Origin of the sequence: Conexibacter sp. W3-3-2 (assembly GCF_009707605.1) — a bacterium.
Lineage (GTDB): Bacteria > Actinomycetota > Thermoleophilia > Solirubrobacterales > Solirubrobacteraceae > Paraconexibacter > Paraconexibacter algicola.
The window spans coordinates 3,132,410-3,148,706 of the sequence record NZ_WLYW01000001.1; the positions used below are offsets into that span (position 1 = coordinate 3,132,410).

Here is a 16,297-nt window from a genome sequence, read left to right on the forward strand (position 1 = left end):
GTTGGGCGGCCATGCTGCGAGGTGCGCCGGACGGGATCGCCACTCGGCTCGGCCTACGGCCTCGCCTTCGTGACGACCCCGTCCGGGTCCACATTCCTCACAGCCAAGCTGTCAACACGATCCCGGGGTCCACGCCAGCTCTAGGCGGACGAGGCCAATGAGGATCCGGTACGACACGGTCGTCAGATGCGCGGACGGGTAGACGAGGCGTCACGCCAGAGATGTCCTCCGGCCCGGTGACCTGGTGTGAGGCCGTGACGGCGCACGCTCGGGAAGCGCTACTCGCGCGCTGGAATGAAGACGGAGAGTGGGTCGGGGAGCCATGGTGCGCTCGCCCAGATACGGATGCGGTCGGCCTCAAGATTGGCAGTGCCGTGCCAGGCGCTGTCGGCGAGTTGTTGCCTGGTGTCGCGGAGCTTTCGCAACTCCGGGGTCGTGGGAAGAGGGGAGCGTTGGTCGTTTTGGACGCGTCCGCCTGGCCACTCGCGCGCGATGCGTTCTTGGACGTAGGCGTCGTTCAGTTCGAGTCCGAGTTCGTCGAGAAGTCGGAGACGTTCGCTGCCGTGTTGGGAGATCCAGCGTGCGCTCCGCGGTGCGCACGTCTTCTGCGGCGGCGACGTCACGCACTTCGTCGCTGAGTTGTTGGGCGAGTTCTGGGGACAGGAGGGTGGTGATGTTGATCTCGTCGGCGGTTGGTTCGATGTCGCTGGCGACTACCTGCCGGTAGGCCAGCTCGCTGAGCGTACGGCTGCGCTGGAGCGCGGCGTAGACGCGTAGGGCGCGTCGGCCCTGCTCAGCGGTGAGGGCGTGGCGGGCGGACCATGCGGGGCGGCTTTGGAGGCGGTCGACCTGGACCAAGCCGTCGAGGGCGCGCGCGAGATCGTCGTAGACGGCTCGTTCCTGCGCAAAGGATGCGAGCGCGTCCTCCAGGAGCGCCAGTGCAGCGGCTTCGAGTGAGCCGGTCAGGCCCGAGACGACGAAGCTCCCGGTGTTGTCGTCGGCAAGCTGCACTCCAAGGGCTGGTTGGAGGACGTTGCCGTCGCGGTCGATGAGCGCCCGACTCGAGAGTTCCAGTGCGCTGCTGAGTTGCTCCAGCGCGTTCAGGATCTGGGCTCGGTCGGCCGGTTGAATCACGGCGAGGTCGATCACGGTCCGCGCGACCTCGGGGGCGCGCATGCCGTGCTCGAGGAGCAGGTGCCGCTGGTAGCCGTCGCTGGGGGTGACCTCCAGGACGACGATCTGGGGTGTGGCGCCCGGGGGAGTCATGCGGTCTCGTCCCAGGGCTGCGTGCGCTTGGCCTGCTGGACGGCGCGCGGGTAGGTGCCGAAGTTCCGTTCGATCGTCCCGATGCTGGGGACGCGGGTACGGCCTCGCCCGAGGTTGCGGGCTAGCTCGCGGCTCAGTCGCCGCCATTCTTCGTACTCGATGCGGCTGGGCCAGTGATGCAGGTCGCGGCGTGCGGCGCGGAGGGCGTCGACGAGTTCCTCGCGCGTGTACGCCTTGGACTCGTAGTCTGGGTTTCGGTGACCTGTGCTGTTGCGCCGCGGGTCGGGGTAGGCGAGCTGAAACGCCGTTCGGACCGCGCGGATCCAGCCTCCGAAGTTCTCAGACAGGCTGCTCTGCGCGGGCCACACCTCGCCCTGGTTGAGGCGCTCCTGGCGCAGGCGCTTGTAGTCGTCGGCGTTGGGGACCTCGCCGTGCATCGCGAGAACGAGCTCACAGAGCAGGCCCAGTCGGGCCTCGCGCCATTCCTGGCGGCGCGGGGCAGCGATGCTGTACTCGAGCATGCGCAGCAGGTCGTGCTGGGTGCGGGTCGGCAGGTGCGGCGCGATCGCGGCGATCGCTTCCGCGGTCTCGCATGGCTCGGTGCGCTCCGTGGGCAGGTCATTGTCGTTCTGAAGGTTCACGACGGGCCTCCTTCTGTCAGGCGGGCGCCAGGGATGTGATCGAGGATTCCGTCTATCCCGCGGTTGTGGTTGCCGGACTCCGTCGCGACCGCGACCGCGTTGCGCCAGGTGCCCAGATGCATGCGGATGATCTGCACGCTCACAGGCTTGGGGTCGGTGGGATGCTGGTAGCGGGCTTGAGCCCATGTGGTGTAGGTCCGCTGGGTCAGCCGGCTGGCCGAACCGACTTCGACCAAGGCGGTCCACAGTGACCAGGCGACGTGCTCCGGCGTGGCCCTGACACCTTGCCCGCCGATGAACCAGTCGCTCTGGTAGTCACTGATCAGCCCGGCGGCGAGCAACGCCTTGCCCCAGGTCCCGAACCGAAGGCATACCGTGTTCGATGTCGGGAGCACTACCAGGCGCCCGTCCGCCGCCCCGGCCTCGATCTTCGCGCGGCGCCACTTGTCGAACTGGTGGCCGGAGAAGCGACGCACGCCGATGGCCTCCGAGGCCTCCTTCAGCCACGCGATCAACTGCTCCTGCGGATACTCACGCCGCGTTACGCTCGCACCGCGCCAGCCGACCATCACGTCCAGGCCAGCGAGCTGCTGTGAACGCCGCCAACTTCCGAACCGGCGATGGAACGGCTGCGCGCTGATGATCAGCGTCGGCCTCGTCTGACCCGCCGCAAGCCGGCCGACCGCCCATTGCCGATACTGCGCGAAGGTCAACCGGTCAAGTCCGAGCTGGAACGCGCACTCACGCAACGAGCGCAGCATCTCCTCATCGGTTGGCGGCGGGAGCATCGTGCGCATTCGCCGCGCGGAGTGGTCGAGCGTCGGTTGCAGTCCCATCCCGGCGAGCGCCCTGATCCACGAGCCTCCGAAGGACCTCGCGATCCACTGTTGCGCCGGAAGGCTCTGCTTCTCTTCGTGCGCACCTCGCCACGCCGAGTACCTCTTCGCGCTAGCGGGTCCCCCGGTCTCATCCAAGAACCGCTGGACGGCCATGCGAGCAGCGTGCTGCCGCTCAGGCTCCGGGGTCGAGGGCCCCTCCACGGCCGCCGCTCGCAACTGGCGCAGCACAAGCAGGCGGTCCGTCGCCTCCAACGGACGCAGGAGCCCGAAGATGTGCAGAGCAAGAGGATCCGTCGTGTGCCGTGCCGGCGAACGTCCCTCCCCCTCCAGCCAATAGCCAGCCTCGGGCTCGAGCTCATCAGTCGGGGTCTCGTCGGTCACGGCCCGCAAACTAGGGCCCCGTCACGACGCCGGCAACCGCACCATCCGGGGGAGTTTCGGGACACACCAGCCCGATAGAACCTCGCCGATTCGCAGATTCCACGAACGCACGTTCCGGGGGGTGTTGGGCGGGACCCTCCGATAATCCGGGGGACCGTTGCGCCGAGCAGAACTGCGCTAGCAAGCAACGCCAGTACTCATCGGGACGGCACGAGTTTCGGGAGTTACCCACTCTCTAACCGAAACCTCGGCTCCGGCCGGGGTTTCGTCGTTCCCCGGGCGGTTCGCGACCTCTAGGGCACGAGCACGCCCACGCGCCGCTCCTCGCTCAGGCCGCGCGGCCGGGCCCAGCGCCACGTCCGCGGCGTGCGACCGTCGGGGAGGGCGTCCTGGTCGACGAGGACCTCGTCGGGGCCGGCCAGTTCGCCCAGGCGGGAGGCGAGGTTCACCGGGGTGCCGAACCAGTCGCCCGCGTGGCGGATGACCGCGCCGCGCGCGACGCCCGCCCCGGCGCGCAGCGCCGTCTGCTCCCCGAGCACGGCGACGGCCTGCACGGTCGCGTCGAGCAGCCGGTCCGGGTCGGCGGAGAAGAACAGGACCCCGTCCCCGAGGAACTTCCCGGCGTGCACCTCGTGCTGGGCGGCGACCTGGCCGACCGCGAAGTAGAGCTCGTCGACGAGCGCGCAGATCGCCTCGGGCTTCTGGTCGAGCATGAAGCCGGTCGAGCCCCGCAGGTCGACCATGCCGACCGCGAGGTCCGCGAACTCCAGGTCCGGGGTCGCGCCGTCCGTGCTCACCGCGGAGGCGGTCGCGGCCGACGCGGCGGCCGCCTGGGTGCGCCGTCGCACCAGCTGCTCCAGGCGCCGGGCGTGGATCAGCGCGAACGTGTCGACCGCCAGCGGCAGGACGTCCGCCAGCCACGCGTCGAGCGTCGCCTCGAACGCCTCGTCGGGCACGTCCGCGAGATGGCGGGCGGCGACGAGCGCCTCCGCGCTGGCGATCCGGTCCACCGCGCGCCCGTACGCCTGCAGGAGCCCGACGAGCGCGTGCTCGTCCATGAAGTCGTTGAGCTGCGAGGCGCGCGCCGCGAGGTCCGCGATCTGCCCGAGCTGGGCGTCGCCGACGAGCCCGATCGAACGGGCGAGCTCGTAGATGCGGCCGCGGATGGCCTCCTGGTCGTTCTTCACGCGCACGAAACCCTACGGCCGCGAGCGGCGCTGCGGGGTATCGTGCGCCGCGTGCCCGACCAGCTCGCGATCCTCGACGGCGTCGTCGTCCCGGCCGCCGAGGCCCGGATCCCCGCCACCGACCCCGGCCTGCTGCGCGGCGACGGCGTGTTCGAGGTCGCGCGCCTCTACGCAGGGCGGCTGTTCGCCTGGGAGGACCACCTCGAGCGGCTCGTCTCCTCCGCCCGGACCCTGCGGCTGCCGCTCAACCCGGCGACCGTCGACGCCGACGTGCGCACGCTGCTGCAGGCCGCCGACCCCATCGACGGCGCCGTCCGCGTGCTCGTCACGATGGGCGGCACCCGGCTGGCGATGATTGAGCCGCTGCGCAAGCACGCCGACTCCCTCACCCTCGCGACCGTCACCTACGCGCCGACCCGGGTCCTCGACGGCGTGAAGTCCCTGAGCTACGCGGCGAACATGCTCGCGGGGCGCGTCGCCCAGGAGCAGGGCGCCGACGACGCGCTGCTCGTCACCCCGCACGGCCGCGTGCTCGAGGCCCCGACGTCCTCGTTCTTCTACGCGCTCACCGGCGACCAGCACCTCTACACGCCGCCGCTGGACGACCACATCCTCGACTCGATCACCCGTCGGCGGGTCCTCGCGCTCACCGGCGCGACCGAGCGGATCACCACCCGGGACGACCTCGCCCGCCTGGAGGAGGCGTTCCTCGCCTCGACCCTGCGGGAGGTGCAGGCGATCACGGCGATCGACGGCGCGTGGCTGCCCGCGACACCCGGCGCCCGCACCGTCGAGGCGGCGGCCCGCTTCCGCGCGCACGTCACGGAGGAGCTCGCGGCCGCGTGAGGGTCCTGACCGTCATCGGCAACCGGCCGCAGTTCGTCAAGGCGGCCGCGGTCTCGCGGCGCCTGCAGGAGGTCGCCACCGAGGTGCTCGTCCACACCGGCCAGCACTACGACGACGAGATGAGCGCCGTGTTCTTCGACGAGCTCGGCGTCCCGCGCCCCACGCACGAGCTCCAGCTCGGCACGGGATCCAACACCGAGCAGACCGCGCGGATGCTCAGCGCCATCGCGCCGCTGATCGCGGCGGAGCGCCCCGACGTCGTCCTCGTCTACGGGGACACGAACTCCACGCTCGCCGGTGGCCTCGCCGCCGCGCAGGCGGGCGTGCCGGTCGCGCACGTGGAGGCCGGCATGCGCTCGTTCGACCGGTCGATGCCCGAGGAGCTCAACCGCGTCCTGACCGACCACCTCTCGACGCTGCTGCTGTGCTCGTCCGCCGCCCCGACCGAGCACCTCGCCGCCGAGCGGGTCGTCGGCACCGTCGAGGTCGTCGGGGACGTCATGGTCGACGTGGCGCTGCTCGTCCAGCCCCGCGCCCGCGAGGACGACGGGCCGCTGCGCAGCGCCGAGGTGACGCCCGGCGAGTACGTGCTCGTCACCGCGCACCGCGCCGGGAACGTCGACGACCCCGAGCGGCTGCGGCGCCTCGTCGACCTGCTGCTGGGCCTGCCGTGCCCGGCGGTGCTCCCGCTGCACCCGCGGACCGGGGCGCGCCTCGACGCGCAGGGCTGGCTCGACGAGCTGCTCGGCGCCGAGCACGTCTCGATCACCCCGCCGCTCGGCTACCTCGCCTTCACTGCGCTGCTCACGCGCGCCCGCGCGATGCTCACCGACTCCGGCGGCGTGCAGAAGGAGGCGTACCTCGCGGGCGTCCCCTGCATCACGCTGCGCGACACGACCGAGTGGACCGAGACCGTGGAAGCGGGCTGGAACGTCCTTGTCGACCTCGACGCGCCCGCGGCCTACGCGGCGCTCGAGCGCACCCTGCCGACCGAGCGGCCGATGCTCTACGGGGACGGCCGGGCCGGCGAGCGCGTGGTCGACGCGCTCGTGCGCGCGTTCGGCGACTGACGCGGACCGGACGCCGCGAGGGCGGCGAGCGGCGCCACGACCAGGATGAACAGCCACGCGCCGACGGCCGGGTCCGGTTCGGTGGCGAGCGTCTCGGCGCCGGTCACCACGCTCGTCGCAGCCAGCGCCGTCCCGAGCGCGCACGCGACCGCCGCACGCCTCAGGCCCGCGCTGACGGCGAGGGCGACGGCAGCCGCGAGCACCACGACCCGTGCCTCGCGCGGTCCCTCGAGCCACGACACCCCGAGCGCGTACGGGGCGAGCCCCACGAGCGCGACGACGACAGGGGTCGCGAAGGCCGCGTGCCGCCGCGCCCCCTCCAGCCGCGCCTCGTCCGCGCGGATGAGCAGCACCAGCCCCGCGACGATCGCGGCGAGACCGACGGCTGCGAGCTGCGCGCCTCGAGCGTCCGTCCCGCGCCATCCGTCGCCGACGAGCAGGACGGCCAGGAGCGGGACGGGGAAGAGTGCCGCGCTCCCTGCGTGCAGCAGCGCCCTGCGGTGCCCGAGCACCGCCGCGACGACCGCCAGACCGGTGCTGACCACGATGGCGAGGTCGGTCACCGCGGCCCGCGTCCGCCAGATCGTGCTGTCGAGGCGCAGATCGTCGACCGCGACGCCACCTCGGATCCCGGGCCCCTCGTAGGCGAGCCAGATCAGCAGCGTCGACAGGGCGACGGTCAGTGCGCCGAGCCCGACGAGGATCCTGGCGGTCACGCCGGCGGGCGCCCGATGACCTTGACCGGCACCCCGGCCTGCGCGAACGCGGCCCCGTCCACGATCCCGCGCCCGTCGACCACCGCGCGCACGCCCGGCAGCCGCGCGGGGCCGAGCTCGCGGTAGGCCGCGTGGTCGGCCTGCACGACGACGCCCGCGACGGCCGCCTCCCCGTCCCACGGCTCGAACCCGAGCGCCCGGAGCTCGTCGGCGTCGTACAGCGGGTCGGCGGCGACCGGCCGCGCGCCGCGCGCGAGCAGCTCGTCGCGCAGCGCGAACGCGCCGGAGAACGCGGTCTCCCTTCACGCCGCCGCGGTACGCGACGCCGAGGACCAGGACCGTCTCGTCGCGCAGCGGGCCGAGCTGCTGCTCCAGCAGGTCGACCGCGTACGCGGGCATCGTCTCGTTGACCGCGCGCGCGGTCGCCGGGAGCCGCGCCTGCGGGTCACCGGCGAGGTAGAACCGCGGGTAGACGGGGATGCAGTGCCCGCCGACCGCGACCCCGGGCCGGTGCACGTGGCTGAACGGCTGCGAGTTCGCGGCGTCGATCACCGCCTGCACGTCGAGCCCGTAGCGGTCCGCGGCGCGCGCGAACTCGTTGGCGAGCGCGATGTTCACGTCGCGGTACGTCGTCTCGACGAGCTTCGTCATCTCCGCGGCCTCCGCGGACCCCATCGCGCGGACCTCCGCGCCGAGGAACGCCGCGTAGGCGGCGACGCCGCGCGCCTCGCCGTCCGCGCTCAGGCCGCCGACGAGCTTCGGGTACGTCTCCAGGTCCTGGAAGATCCGGCCGCTGAACACGCGCTCGGGCGAGAACACGGTGAAGAAGTCGCGCTCCCCGGTCCGACCGCTGCCCGCCTCGAGCGCCGGGGCGATTCGCGTCCGTGTCGTGCCGACCGGCAGCGTCGTCTCGATCGCGATCACGGGGCGCGCGTCGCCGGGTGCGGCGGCCAGGCCGCGCGCGATGTCCGCCACGACCGCGTCGAGGATCGCGAAGTCCGGGCGGGCGTCCGCGTCGACGATCAGCGGCGGCACCGCGATCACGAGATCCGGCCCCGTCGCGACCGCGGCGGCGGTGTCGGTCGTCGCCCGCAGGCGGCCCGCGCCGACCGTCTCCTGCAGTGCCTCGAGCAGGCCGCCCTCGCCCGGGAACGGCTCGACCGCCCCGTTGACCGCGTCGACGACGCGCTGGTCGACGTCGCAGCCGATCACCTCGTGTCCCGCCCGGGCGATCGCCGCCGCGATCGGCAGCCCGATCTTCCCGAGCGCCACGACGACCGCGCGCATCAGACGTCCTCCATCCGCACGGTCATCCCCTCGCGCGCCGACAGCAGCACGGTCTCCGCCGCCTGCACAGCGTGCAGGCCCTCCTCCAGCGTCACGACGCCCGCGTCGTCCTCGCCGCGCACGTAGGCGCAGAACGTCTCCAGCTGCACGAGCAGCGGCTCGCGGCGCGCGATCGCGAAGCGGGTCATGTCGCCCTCGCTCACGCCGCGCAGCGTGCGCGCCGCGTCCCACGTCGACTCGACGTCCCCGTTACGGTAGAGCGTCAGGTCACCGGTCAGCTGGTCGGCGACGAGCATCCCGTCGGAGCCGAGGACCCGCACCCGCCGGACCTTCGTCGGCGTCAGCCAGTCCACCGAGCAGCTGAACGCCACCCCGGACCGCAGCCGGCCCGTCACGAGCACCAGGTCCTCGTGCGCACGACCCATGCGGTGCTGCGTCTCCGCCGCGACCCGCAGGACCGGGGCGCCCCCGATCCAGCGCACGAGGTCGAGGTCGTGCGTGCCGAGGTCCTTCACGACCCCGACGTCCTTGATCCGCGCCGGGAACGGGCCCTGCCGCTCGGCGGCGATCATGAACACGTCCCCGACCTCCCCGGCCTGCGCGCGGCGACGCAGCTCCAGCAGCGCCGGGTTGCACCGCTCGACGTGCCCGACCGCGACCCGGACCCCGGTGCCCTCGCTCAGTCGGATCAGCTCGCGCGACTCCTCGACCGTCGCCGCCAGGGGCTTCTCGACCAGCGCGTGCACGCCCGCCTCGATCAGCCGCGCGGCGAGCGGCAGGTGCTCCTCGGCCGGGGCTGCGACGATCGCGAAGTCCAGCGGGCCCGCCGCGAGCAGCGCGTCGAGCGAGGCGAACACGAGCCCCGGGTCGCGCACGGCGCCGTGCACGTCCCCGCCCGGGTCGACCGCGCCGGCGAACGCGACCCCCGCCGTGCTCTGCAGCAGGCGGGCGTGGTGGCGGCCCATCATGCCGAGCCCGAGGACGGCGCCACGCAGCTCGGAGGTGGTCGAAGAGGCGGCGCTCACGGCGTGGGTAGGGTATCCGGGATGGACCACACGGACGCTCCCGGGCTCGTCCTCAGCCCGACCGCGCGGGTCGGCGACGGGGTCGTCTTCGGCGCCAACGTCGTCGTGCACGACGACGTGATCATCGGTGACGGCGTCCGCATCCAGGACGGCGCCGTGCTCGGCAAGCCGCCGACGCTGTCCCCCCGGTCCAGCCTGCGCAGCGCCGACGGGCCCGGACCGCTCGTCATCGGCGCCGGCGCCGCGATCTGCACGCACGCCGTCGTCTTCGCCGGCTCGCAGCTCGGCCCGGGCGTCATCGTCGGCGACCTCGCCGTCGTGCGCGAGCAGGCGACCGTCGGGGCGGACACGGTCGTCGGACGCGGCGCCACCGTCGACCCGCGGTCGACCGTCGGCGCGCGCGTGCGCCTCCAGGCGCACGTGTACCTCACGGCGTTCAGCACCGTCGAGGACGACGTCTTCGTCGGCCCCGGCGCCGTGACCACCAACGACGACACGATGGCCCGCCTGCCCGAGGGCCGCGCCCTCCAGGGCGCCACCCTGCGCCGCGCCTGCCGCGTCGGCGGCGGCGCGGTGCTCACCCCCGGCGTCGAGGTGGGGGAGGAGGCGTTCGTCGCCGCCGGCGCGGTCGTCACCGCCGACGTGCCCGCCCGCGCGGTCGTCATGGGCGTCCCCGCCCGCGTCGTGCGCCGCGTGCCCGACGCCGAGCTGCTCGAACGCGGCCCCTGGACCTGAGCGGCACGGTGCGCTCGGTGGACCTCGTCATCGGCCGTTCGCGCAGCGCCGCCGCCCGCCGCCGCCGGGAGGTCGCCGAGCGGCGCACGCGCGCGATCGCCGCCGCGGCCGGGGTCACGACGGGCGCCGTCCTCGTCGCCGAGGTGCTGCGGGTGTGGCGGCGCGGCGACGCGCCGCTGCCGGGCGAGACCGAGGACGTGGTCCTCGCCGCCGAGCAGGCGATCGGGCAGACCGTCGAGGTCGCCGTCGCCGGCTACAAGGGCGGCTCCACGCGCGAGAACGCGCTGCTGAACCTGCACCTGTCGTTCCTCGCGACCTTCGTGCTGACGCGCGTCTCCACGCGCCTGCTGCGCGAGCGCGGCCGCTGGGGACCGCTGCGCAACGTCGTCGTCGGGGACCACCACATCCACCACTTCGTCCCCGGCATCGCGATGGCGTTCCTCGCCGGAGGCGTGTCGATCGTCTCCCGCGACGAGGACCTCGACCCGTACCTCGCGGTCCCGTTCGGGGCCGGGGTCGCGCTCACCCTCGACGAGTCCGCGCTGCTGCTGAAGCTCGACGACGTCTACTGGAGCGAGGAGGGGATCGTCAGCGTGCAGATCACCCTCGCCACGCTCGCGATGCTGTCCGCGCTCGCGCTCGCCCTGCGGGTCCTGCGCCGCGGCGAGGCCGAGGTGCTCGAGCACGACCACGAGATCGGACACGGCATGCCCGGGATGGTCGTGCCGGTACCCTCGTTCCCATGAGCGACCAGGGGACCGGCCGCGACGCCTTCGGCAACCCGCTGCCACCGCCGCCGCCCGCGCCCGGGTACGGGACCGGCCCGGTGCCGCCGGGAGCGTACGGCCCGGCCGGCGGGCCCGCGCCCGTCACGCCGACGCCCGTGATGCCGTCAGGGCTGCCCGGAGACGGCCCCGAGCCGCTGCAGCTCGCCGGCTGGTGGTCGCGCGCGTTCGCGGCGATCGTCGACGGCTTCGTCGTCGTCATGCTCGCGGTCGTGCTCTTCATCCCGCTCGGGGCGATCGGCGTCACCGTCGACACCGAGGGCGGGTTCTTCGCGCTCGTGCTCGCGTTCTTCGTCCTGATCCTCGTGGTCGGACTGGCGGCGCTCGTCTACCAGCCGCTGATGCTGTGGCGCACCGACGGCCGGACGGTCGGCAAGTACGCCGCCGGCATCCGGGTCGTCAAGCGGGACCGCTCGCGGCTGGACCTCGGCACCGCGGTCGTGCGCGAGGTCGTGCTCAAGAGCCTCGTGGTCGGGGCGGTCGCGAGCTTCACGTTCGGGATCGCGTACCTCGCCGACTGGCTCTGGCCGCTGTTCGACGAGCAGAACCGCGCGCTGCACGACTTCATCGTCGACACGCGCGTCGTCCGCGCCTAGGGCGCCCGATCGGGCGCCCCGTCCGCGGCGGGGCTAGACGACGCTCGGCGTGCGCCCGGCGACCGTCTGGTTGCCGACCTCGGTCCAGATGACCTGGTCGCGCGCCGGGCCGATGCTGATCTGCGCGATCGGCACGCCGGTGTGGTCGGCGATGAACTGCAGGTAGTCGCGCGCGGCCTGCGGCAGGTCCGCCTCGCTGCGGCAGCCGGTGAGGTCCTCCTGCCAGCCCGGCAGGTCGACGTACTCGGCGGTCGCGTGGTGCAGCACCGTCTGGTGGTAGGGGAACGTCTCGAACGTCGCGTCCTCCTCCCCCCCGGTAGCGCGTGCAGACGCGGATGGTGTCGAGCCCGGAGAGCACGTCGAGCTTCGTGACGCAGAGGTGCGTCAGCGAGTTGATGCGGGCCGCGTACTTCAGCGCGACGAGGTCCAGCCAGCCGGCGCGCCGGCGGCGGCCGGTCGTGGTGCCGTACTCGTGACCGCGGTCGATGATGCCGTCGCCGACCGGGTCGCCCTCGAACAGCTCGGTCGGGAACGGGCCCGCGCCGACGCGCGTGGCGTACGCCTTCGTGACGCCCCAGACCTCGTCGATGTCGCGCGGGCCGACGCCCGAGCCGATGCACGCCGACGCGGACACCGGGTTGGACGACGTGACGAACGGATAGGTGCCGTGGTCGATGTCCAGCAGCGCGCCCTGGGCGCCCTCGAACAGGACGAGCTTCTCCTCGTCCAGCGCCTTCCACGCCAGCGCGCTGGTGTCGGCGATGTGCTGCTCGAGCTTGTGCCCGTAGGTCAGCAGGTCGAGGGTCATCTGCTGCAGGTCGAGCTGGTCGGCGAACTCGGCGTCGCGCTCGTAGGGGCGCAGCATCAGCTTCTTCGGCTCGAGCGCGGCGAGGATCTTCTTCTTCAGGATCTTCTCGTCGAGCATGTCCTGGATGCGGATGCCCAGGCGTGCGGCCTTGTCGGCGTACGCGGGACCGATGCCCCGCTTGGTCGTGCCGATCTGGTGGCGGCCCAGGCGGTCCTCACCGGCCCGGTCGAGGATCCGGTGGTAGGGCATGATCACGTGCGCGTTGGCGCTGATCTTCAGCCCGCTGACGTCGACGCCGCGCTTGCGCAGGCCGTCGATCTCGCCCAGCAGCACCTCGGGGTCGATGACGACCCCGTTGCCGATGATGCACGTCTTCCCCGGGAACAGGATGCCCGACGGGATCAGGTGGAACTTCCACGTGACGCCCTCGTGGACGATGGTGTGACCTGCGTTGTTGCCGCCCTGGAAGCGGATGACGGCATCGGCGCGGGAGGCGAGCAGATCGATGATCTTGCCCTTCCCCTCGTCACCCCATTGCGCGCCGACGATGACGGTGCCTGGCATGAGGGACCAGAGTCTACGAACTCTGCTGCAGCCAGTCCGCGACGGACGACTCCACACCCGCCCGGCCGGGCTGCGGCTGGTGGTCGTCCCAGTCCTCGCGCAGCCGGTTGTCGGCCCCGAACAGCGGCACGAGCTCGCACATCTCCCGCAGCCGGCTGACCGTCCGTGGCGTGATCTGCTCGCGCAGCTCCTCGTCGTCGACGAGGTTCGTCGTGATCATCACGGCGCGCTCCTCCTCGTAGCGCGTGTTGATGATCGAGTACAGCTGCTCCAGCACCCACGGGCTCGTCTTCTCCGCCCCGACGTCGTCGATGTGCAGGAGGTCGACCTCGGTGAGGCGGTCGAGCAGGTCGATGTAGGAGTGCTCGGTGTCCTCGTCGAACGTCGTGCGGATCTCCGCCAGCAGCCGCGGCAGCGAGTAGATCGCCACCGAGTGCCCGCGATCCAGCGCGGCCTGCGAGACGAGCATCGCGAGCGTCGTCTTGCCCGTCCCGACGTCGCCGAAGAACCACAGCCCGCGACCCGTGCGCACGTGCTCGTCGAGGTCGCGCAGGTAGGCGCCGACGACCCGGCGGGTGCCGTCGGGCATCGACGCGATCGGCTCGCGGTCCAGCGACAGGCCGCGGTACTTCTTCGGGATCGACCGGGCCAGCGACGTCGTGCGCCGTGCGCTCAGCATCTGCGGCCGGCAGCGGCACGGCCGCGAGGTGCGCGTCGCCTCGTCGACGAGCAGCGCGCTGCCGTCGCACAGGTCGAAGGGGCAGACCCAGGGGCGCGGCATCAGTCCTCCCGCGCCTGGCCGAGGAACCGCGGGTACTCGCCCTGGAAGTTCAGGTGCACGGTGCCCAGTCCGCCGTTGCGGTGCTTCGCGATGATCAGCTCACCCTCCCCGGGTGCCTCGGTGGTCTCCGGGTAGTAGTACTCGTCGCGGTAGATGAACATGACGAGGTCCGCGTCCTGCTCGATGCCGCCCGAGTTGTGGGACACGATGCCGTCGGCCAGCCAGCAGTGCGGGCCCGGGACGGTCAGGTCGTAGACGTCCTCCTCACCGGCGGGCGACACCGAGACGACACGGTCCCAGAAGAGGTCGCAGGACGCGATGTCCGCGAGCACGTCGTCCTCGAGCAGCAGCGCGTACTCCATCGCGACGGTCCGGGACGGCGCGTACGCGAAGTGCGCGGACCCGCCGTAGGACGTTCCGCGGAGGTCCGCCATCGCCCGCGTGGTGACGCCGCGCTCGGCCATCCGCGCGCGGACGCGGGCCCACACCTCCGTCGGCAGGGTGTCGACGTTCGTGGCCTCGGCCCGCGTGGCCAGCACCCCTGCGAGCTGCTCCGCCTGGGGGACCCGAGGGCCGAAGGCCCCGACGAGGCGCAGGAAGCGCCGCTGTGCGGCGCTGCCGGAGACCTGGACGTGGTGGGCGGGTCGGTGCGCGCCCTGGGCGACGGTCGTGATCCGCGCGACGATGCCCAGGCGCAGGAGCAGCGCGGCCACGTCCTCGGCGAGTCCCCGGCTGATCGTCACGTAGGCGACGCGGCCCTTGTCCCGCCCGCGGTCGCTGCGATCCACGTGGATCGAGCCGTCCGTGGCCCACAGATGCCGCAGCAGCAGGCCGATCTGGTCGGTGGGGAGACGGAACGCCGCGCGCGGGACGCGCTTCTCTCCCGAGCGCTGGTCGAAGATCCCGAGCTGCTTCAGCCACGCACCCACCCCGGCCGGGGTCCACCGGTTCCCGTTGCCCGCGATCACCAGCTGGTGCCAGGAGCCCCGGCCCTCGTGGCGGCGCACGACGGACCCCATCGCGATGGCGGCGGCCCGGACGGCGTCGGAGTTCTCCTGGGAGGCCGTCGTGTACCGCATCGGCTGGCCGCGCAGGTAGGAGCCGTCGCCGATGAGCTGCCCGAGGAGGACGACCTCGTGCTCGGGCCAGCGGTCGGTGGTGAGCGGCTCCGGCAGGTCGCGGGCGAGCGCCACGCGGTCTCCGGGGACGAGGCTGCCGACGGTCTCCCACCCGCCACCCGTTCGCAGACGGTGGTCGGCGGTGGTCCGGATCCGGCGTCCCGAGGCGAGACGCAGCTCGACCACCGCGCGACGGCCGACCGGCCACACCTCCTCTGCGACGGCGGGGACGAGTCGGTCGCGCTCGTCGACGGCGACGACCTCCGGCCGGGTTCCGACGAGCTCCTCGATCGGGATCCGGCGACCGTCGGCGAGCGTCACCAGCGTGTCGCCGGTGACGCACTCACGCAGATCGGACAGCATCGGCCGCTTGTCCGTGCGGGACTCCACGCCGCGCGAGAGCTGCGAGAGCGCGATCACCGGGCACAGCAGCTCGCGGGCGAGGATCTTCAGGCCGCGGCTCATCGCGGAGACCTGCTGGACGCGGTTCTCGATCCGGCCGTCGGCGCGCATCAGCTGGAGGTAGTCGACGATGATCAGCCCGAGCTCGTGCTGCTGGTGCAGGCGGCGCGCCTTGGCGCGGATCTCCAGCAGGCCGATGTCGGAGGAGTCGTCGATGAACAGCTTCGCCGCGTCGTAGCGGGCGGCGGTCTCCAGGACGCGCTTCCAGTCGCGCTCCTTCTTCAGCCGGCCCTTGCGCAGGTCGTCGCCCTTGATCGACGCCTGCGAGGCGATGAACCGCTGCGCGAGCTCGCCCTCGCTCATCTCGAGGCTGAACAGCGCGACGGCCTTCGGGTTGCTCGGGTGCAGCGCGACGTTCTCGGCGATGTTCGTGACGAGCGCCGACTTCCCCATCGAGGGACGCGCCGCGAGGATGATGAGGTTGCCGGGCTGGAAGCCGCCGGTCATCTCGTCGAGGTCCGGGAAGCCCGAGGGCGTGCCGGTCATCGTGATGCCCTCGGTGGCGATCCGCTGCCAGACGTCGATCTCGGCGTGCAGGACGTCCCCGACCGGCACGAAGTCCTTGGCGCGGTCGTCGTGCGCGACCTCGAGGATCTGCGTCTCCGCCCGCTCGACGATCTCGCGCGCCTCCGCCTCGTGGCCGTGCACGGCGGACTGGATGTCGTAGGTGGTCTTCAGGAGCCGCCGCAGCAGCGCGTGCTCCTTGACGATCGCGCCGTAGCGGCGGATGTTCCCGACCGCGGGGACGGCACCGGCCAGCGCGTCGATCTCCGCCGGGCCGCCCGCCTCGTCGAGCTTGCCGCGCGAGCGCAGGTGCTCGGTGACGGTGAGGACGTCGATCGGCTCGTTCTCCTCGTAGAGCTCGAACATCGTCTCGAAGACGACGCGGTGCCGGTCGCGGTAGAAGTCGTCGGGGGTCAGCGCCGTCTGGACGAGGTACTCGTAGTGCGTCTTGTCCGACAGCAGGATCGCGCCCAGGACGCCCTGCTCGGCCTCCAGCGAGTGCGGCGGAGCCATCGCCGCGGCGGTGCTCTGCGGCTCGGTGTAGGGCTCGTAGTCCTCGTCGGGGAAGGTGCTCATGCTGGACGGTTGACCGTAGCAACGGCCCCGTGGAGGCCGTCGCCGATTTGTGCGGAAGGAGCGTGCTCTTCCACGGAGTCGTCACGAACCGGGGCAGCCCTGACAACGAC

The 16,297-nt window shown here is 72.4% G+C and carries 13 protein-coding genes and 2 pseudogenes; 5 read left to right on the top strand and 10 right to left on the bottom strand.

Annotated features, from left to right (window positions below; genetic code table 11):
• Positions 1–357: 357 nt before the first annotated feature.
• From GKE82_RS15210 to GKE82_RS15225, 4 genes are all read right to left on the bottom strand, one after another.
• Complete coding sequence (locus GKE82_RS15210; RefSeq protein WP_154733870.1) at positions 358–1,266, bottom strand: hypothetical protein; 909 nt, start codon at positions 1,264–1,266, stop codon at positions 358–360.
• The gene (locus tag GKE82_RS15215) at positions 1,263–1,907 is read right to left on the bottom strand and encodes a hypothetical protein (RefSeq protein WP_154733871.1); all 645 of its coding nucleotides are present in this window, start codon (positions 1,905–1,907) and stop codon (positions 1,263–1,265) included. The genes GKE82_RS15210 and GKE82_RS15215 overlap by 4 nt, the downstream gene beginning before the upstream one ends.
• Complete coding sequence (locus GKE82_RS15220) at positions 1,904–3,127, bottom strand: hypothetical protein (RefSeq protein WP_154733872.1); 1,224 nt, start codon at positions 3,125–3,127, stop codon at positions 1,904–1,906. The genes GKE82_RS15215 and GKE82_RS15220 overlap by 4 nt, the downstream gene beginning before the upstream one ends.
• Before the next feature lie 293 nt (positions 3,128–3,420).
• Positions 3,421–4,314: an adenylate/guanylate cyclase domain-containing protein gene (locus GKE82_RS15225; protein WP_196189251.1), complete on the bottom strand. Its 894-nt coding sequence runs from the start codon at positions 4,312–4,314 to the stop codon at positions 3,421–3,423.
• A 51-nt stretch (positions 4,315–4,365) separates the two neighbouring features.
• On the opposite strand from GKE82_RS15225, the gene GKE82_RS15230 reads away from it, so the two are divergent.
• On the top strand, positions 4,366–5,160 hold the full coding sequence (locus GKE82_RS15230) for an aminotransferase class IV (RefSeq protein WP_196189252.1): 795 nt from the start codon (positions 4,366–4,368) through the stop codon (positions 5,158–5,160).
• Entirely contained in the window at positions 5,157–6,230 is a 1,074-nt protein-coding gene (gene wecB / locus GKE82_RS15235) for a non-hydrolyzing UDP-N-acetylglucosamine 2-epimerase (RefSeq protein WP_309233624.1), read from the top strand. Before GKE82_RS15230 ends, wecB begins: the two co-directional genes overlap by 4 nt.
• Here the strand turns inward: wecB and GKE82_RS31495 are convergent.
• The 3 genes and pseudogenes from GKE82_RS31495 to GKE82_RS15250 all read right to left on the bottom strand — a co-directional run bounded on the left by GKE82_RS31495 (position 6,167) and on the right by GKE82_RS15250 (position 9,258).
• The gene (locus tag GKE82_RS31495; RefSeq protein ID WP_154733875.1) at positions 6,167–6,946 is read right to left on the bottom strand and encodes a hypothetical protein; all 780 of its coding nucleotides are present in this window, start codon (positions 6,944–6,946) and stop codon (positions 6,167–6,169) included. The genes wecB and GKE82_RS31495 overlap by 64 nt on opposite strands.
• Positions 6,943–8,233: pseudogene (locus tag GKE82_RS31500) on the bottom strand (nucleotide sugar dehydrogenase). The gene GKE82_RS31495 and the pseudogene GKE82_RS31500 overlap by 4 nt, the downstream one beginning before the upstream one ends.
• The gene (locus GKE82_RS15250) at positions 8,233–9,258 is read right to left on the bottom strand and encodes a Gfo/Idh/MocA family oxidoreductase (protein WP_309233625.1); all 1,026 of its coding nucleotides are present in this window, start codon (positions 9,256–9,258) and stop codon (positions 8,233–8,235) included. Before GKE82_RS15250 ends, GKE82_RS31500 begins: the two are co-directional and overlap by 1 nt.
• A 21-nt stretch (positions 9,259–9,279) precedes the next feature.
• Between GKE82_RS15250 and GKE82_RS29955 the strand changes: the two genes are divergently transcribed.
• From GKE82_RS29955 to GKE82_RS15265, 3 genes are read left to right on the top strand one after another with little or no spacing between them, the layout of a single operon-like run.
• Complete coding sequence (locus GKE82_RS29955; RefSeq protein WP_154733876.1) at positions 9,280–9,993, top strand: acyltransferase; 714 nt, start codon at positions 9,280–9,282, stop codon at positions 9,991–9,993.
• 17 nt (positions 9,994–10,010) lie between these two features.
• Entirely contained in the window at positions 10,011–10,739 is a 729-nt protein-coding gene (locus GKE82_RS15260; protein ID WP_107567743.1) for a hypothetical protein, read from the top strand.
• A complete protein-coding gene (locus GKE82_RS15265) occupies positions 10,736–11,374 on the top strand; it encodes an RDD family protein (protein WP_107567745.1) in 639 nt (212 codons plus the stop codon). Before GKE82_RS15260 ends, GKE82_RS15265 begins: the two co-directional genes overlap by 4 nt.
• A 33-nt stretch (positions 11,375–11,407) precedes the next feature.
• On the opposite strand, the pseudogene GKE82_RS15270 reads toward GKE82_RS15265, so the two are convergent.
• From GKE82_RS15270 to GKE82_RS15280, 3 genes and pseudogenes are all read right to left on the bottom strand, one after another.
• Positions 11,408–12,746, bottom strand: a pseudogene (locus tag GKE82_RS15270) (adenylosuccinate synthase).
• 13 nt (positions 12,747–12,759) lie between these two features.
• A complete protein-coding gene (locus GKE82_RS15275; RefSeq protein WP_107567749.1) occupies positions 12,760–13,527 on the bottom strand; it encodes an ATP-binding protein in 768 nt (255 codons plus the stop codon).
• The gene (locus GKE82_RS15280) at positions 13,527–16,187 is read right to left on the bottom strand and encodes a replicative DNA helicase (RefSeq protein WP_154733877.1); all 2,661 of its coding nucleotides are present in this window, start codon (positions 16,185–16,187) and stop codon (positions 13,527–13,529) included. The genes GKE82_RS15275 and GKE82_RS15280 overlap by 1 nt, the downstream gene beginning before the upstream one ends.
• Positions 16,188–16,297: the final 110 nt, after the last annotated feature.

Bases quoted from the DNA above. Each gene is read 5' to 3' on its own strand.
- GKE82_RS29955 (WP_154733876.1), top strand. From the start codon at position 9,280: ATGGACCACACGGACGCTCCCGGGCTCGTCCTCAGCCCGACCGCGCGG.
- GKE82_RS15265 (WP_107567745.1), top strand. From the start codon at position 10,736: ATGAGCGACCAGGGGACCGGCCGCGACGCCTTCGGCAACCCGCTGCCA.
- GKE82_RS15275 (WP_107567749.1), bottom strand. From the start codon at position 13,527: ATGCCGCGCCCCTGGGTCTGCCCCTTCGACCTGTGCGACGGCAGCGCG.
- GKE82_RS15210 (WP_154733870.1), bottom strand. From the start codon at position 1,266: ATGACTCCCCCGGGCGCCACACCCCAGATCGTCGTCCTGGAGGTCACC.
- GKE82_RS15280 (WP_154733877.1), bottom strand. From the start codon at position 16,187: ATGAGCACCTTCCCCGACGAGGACTACGAGCCCTACACCGAGCCGCAG.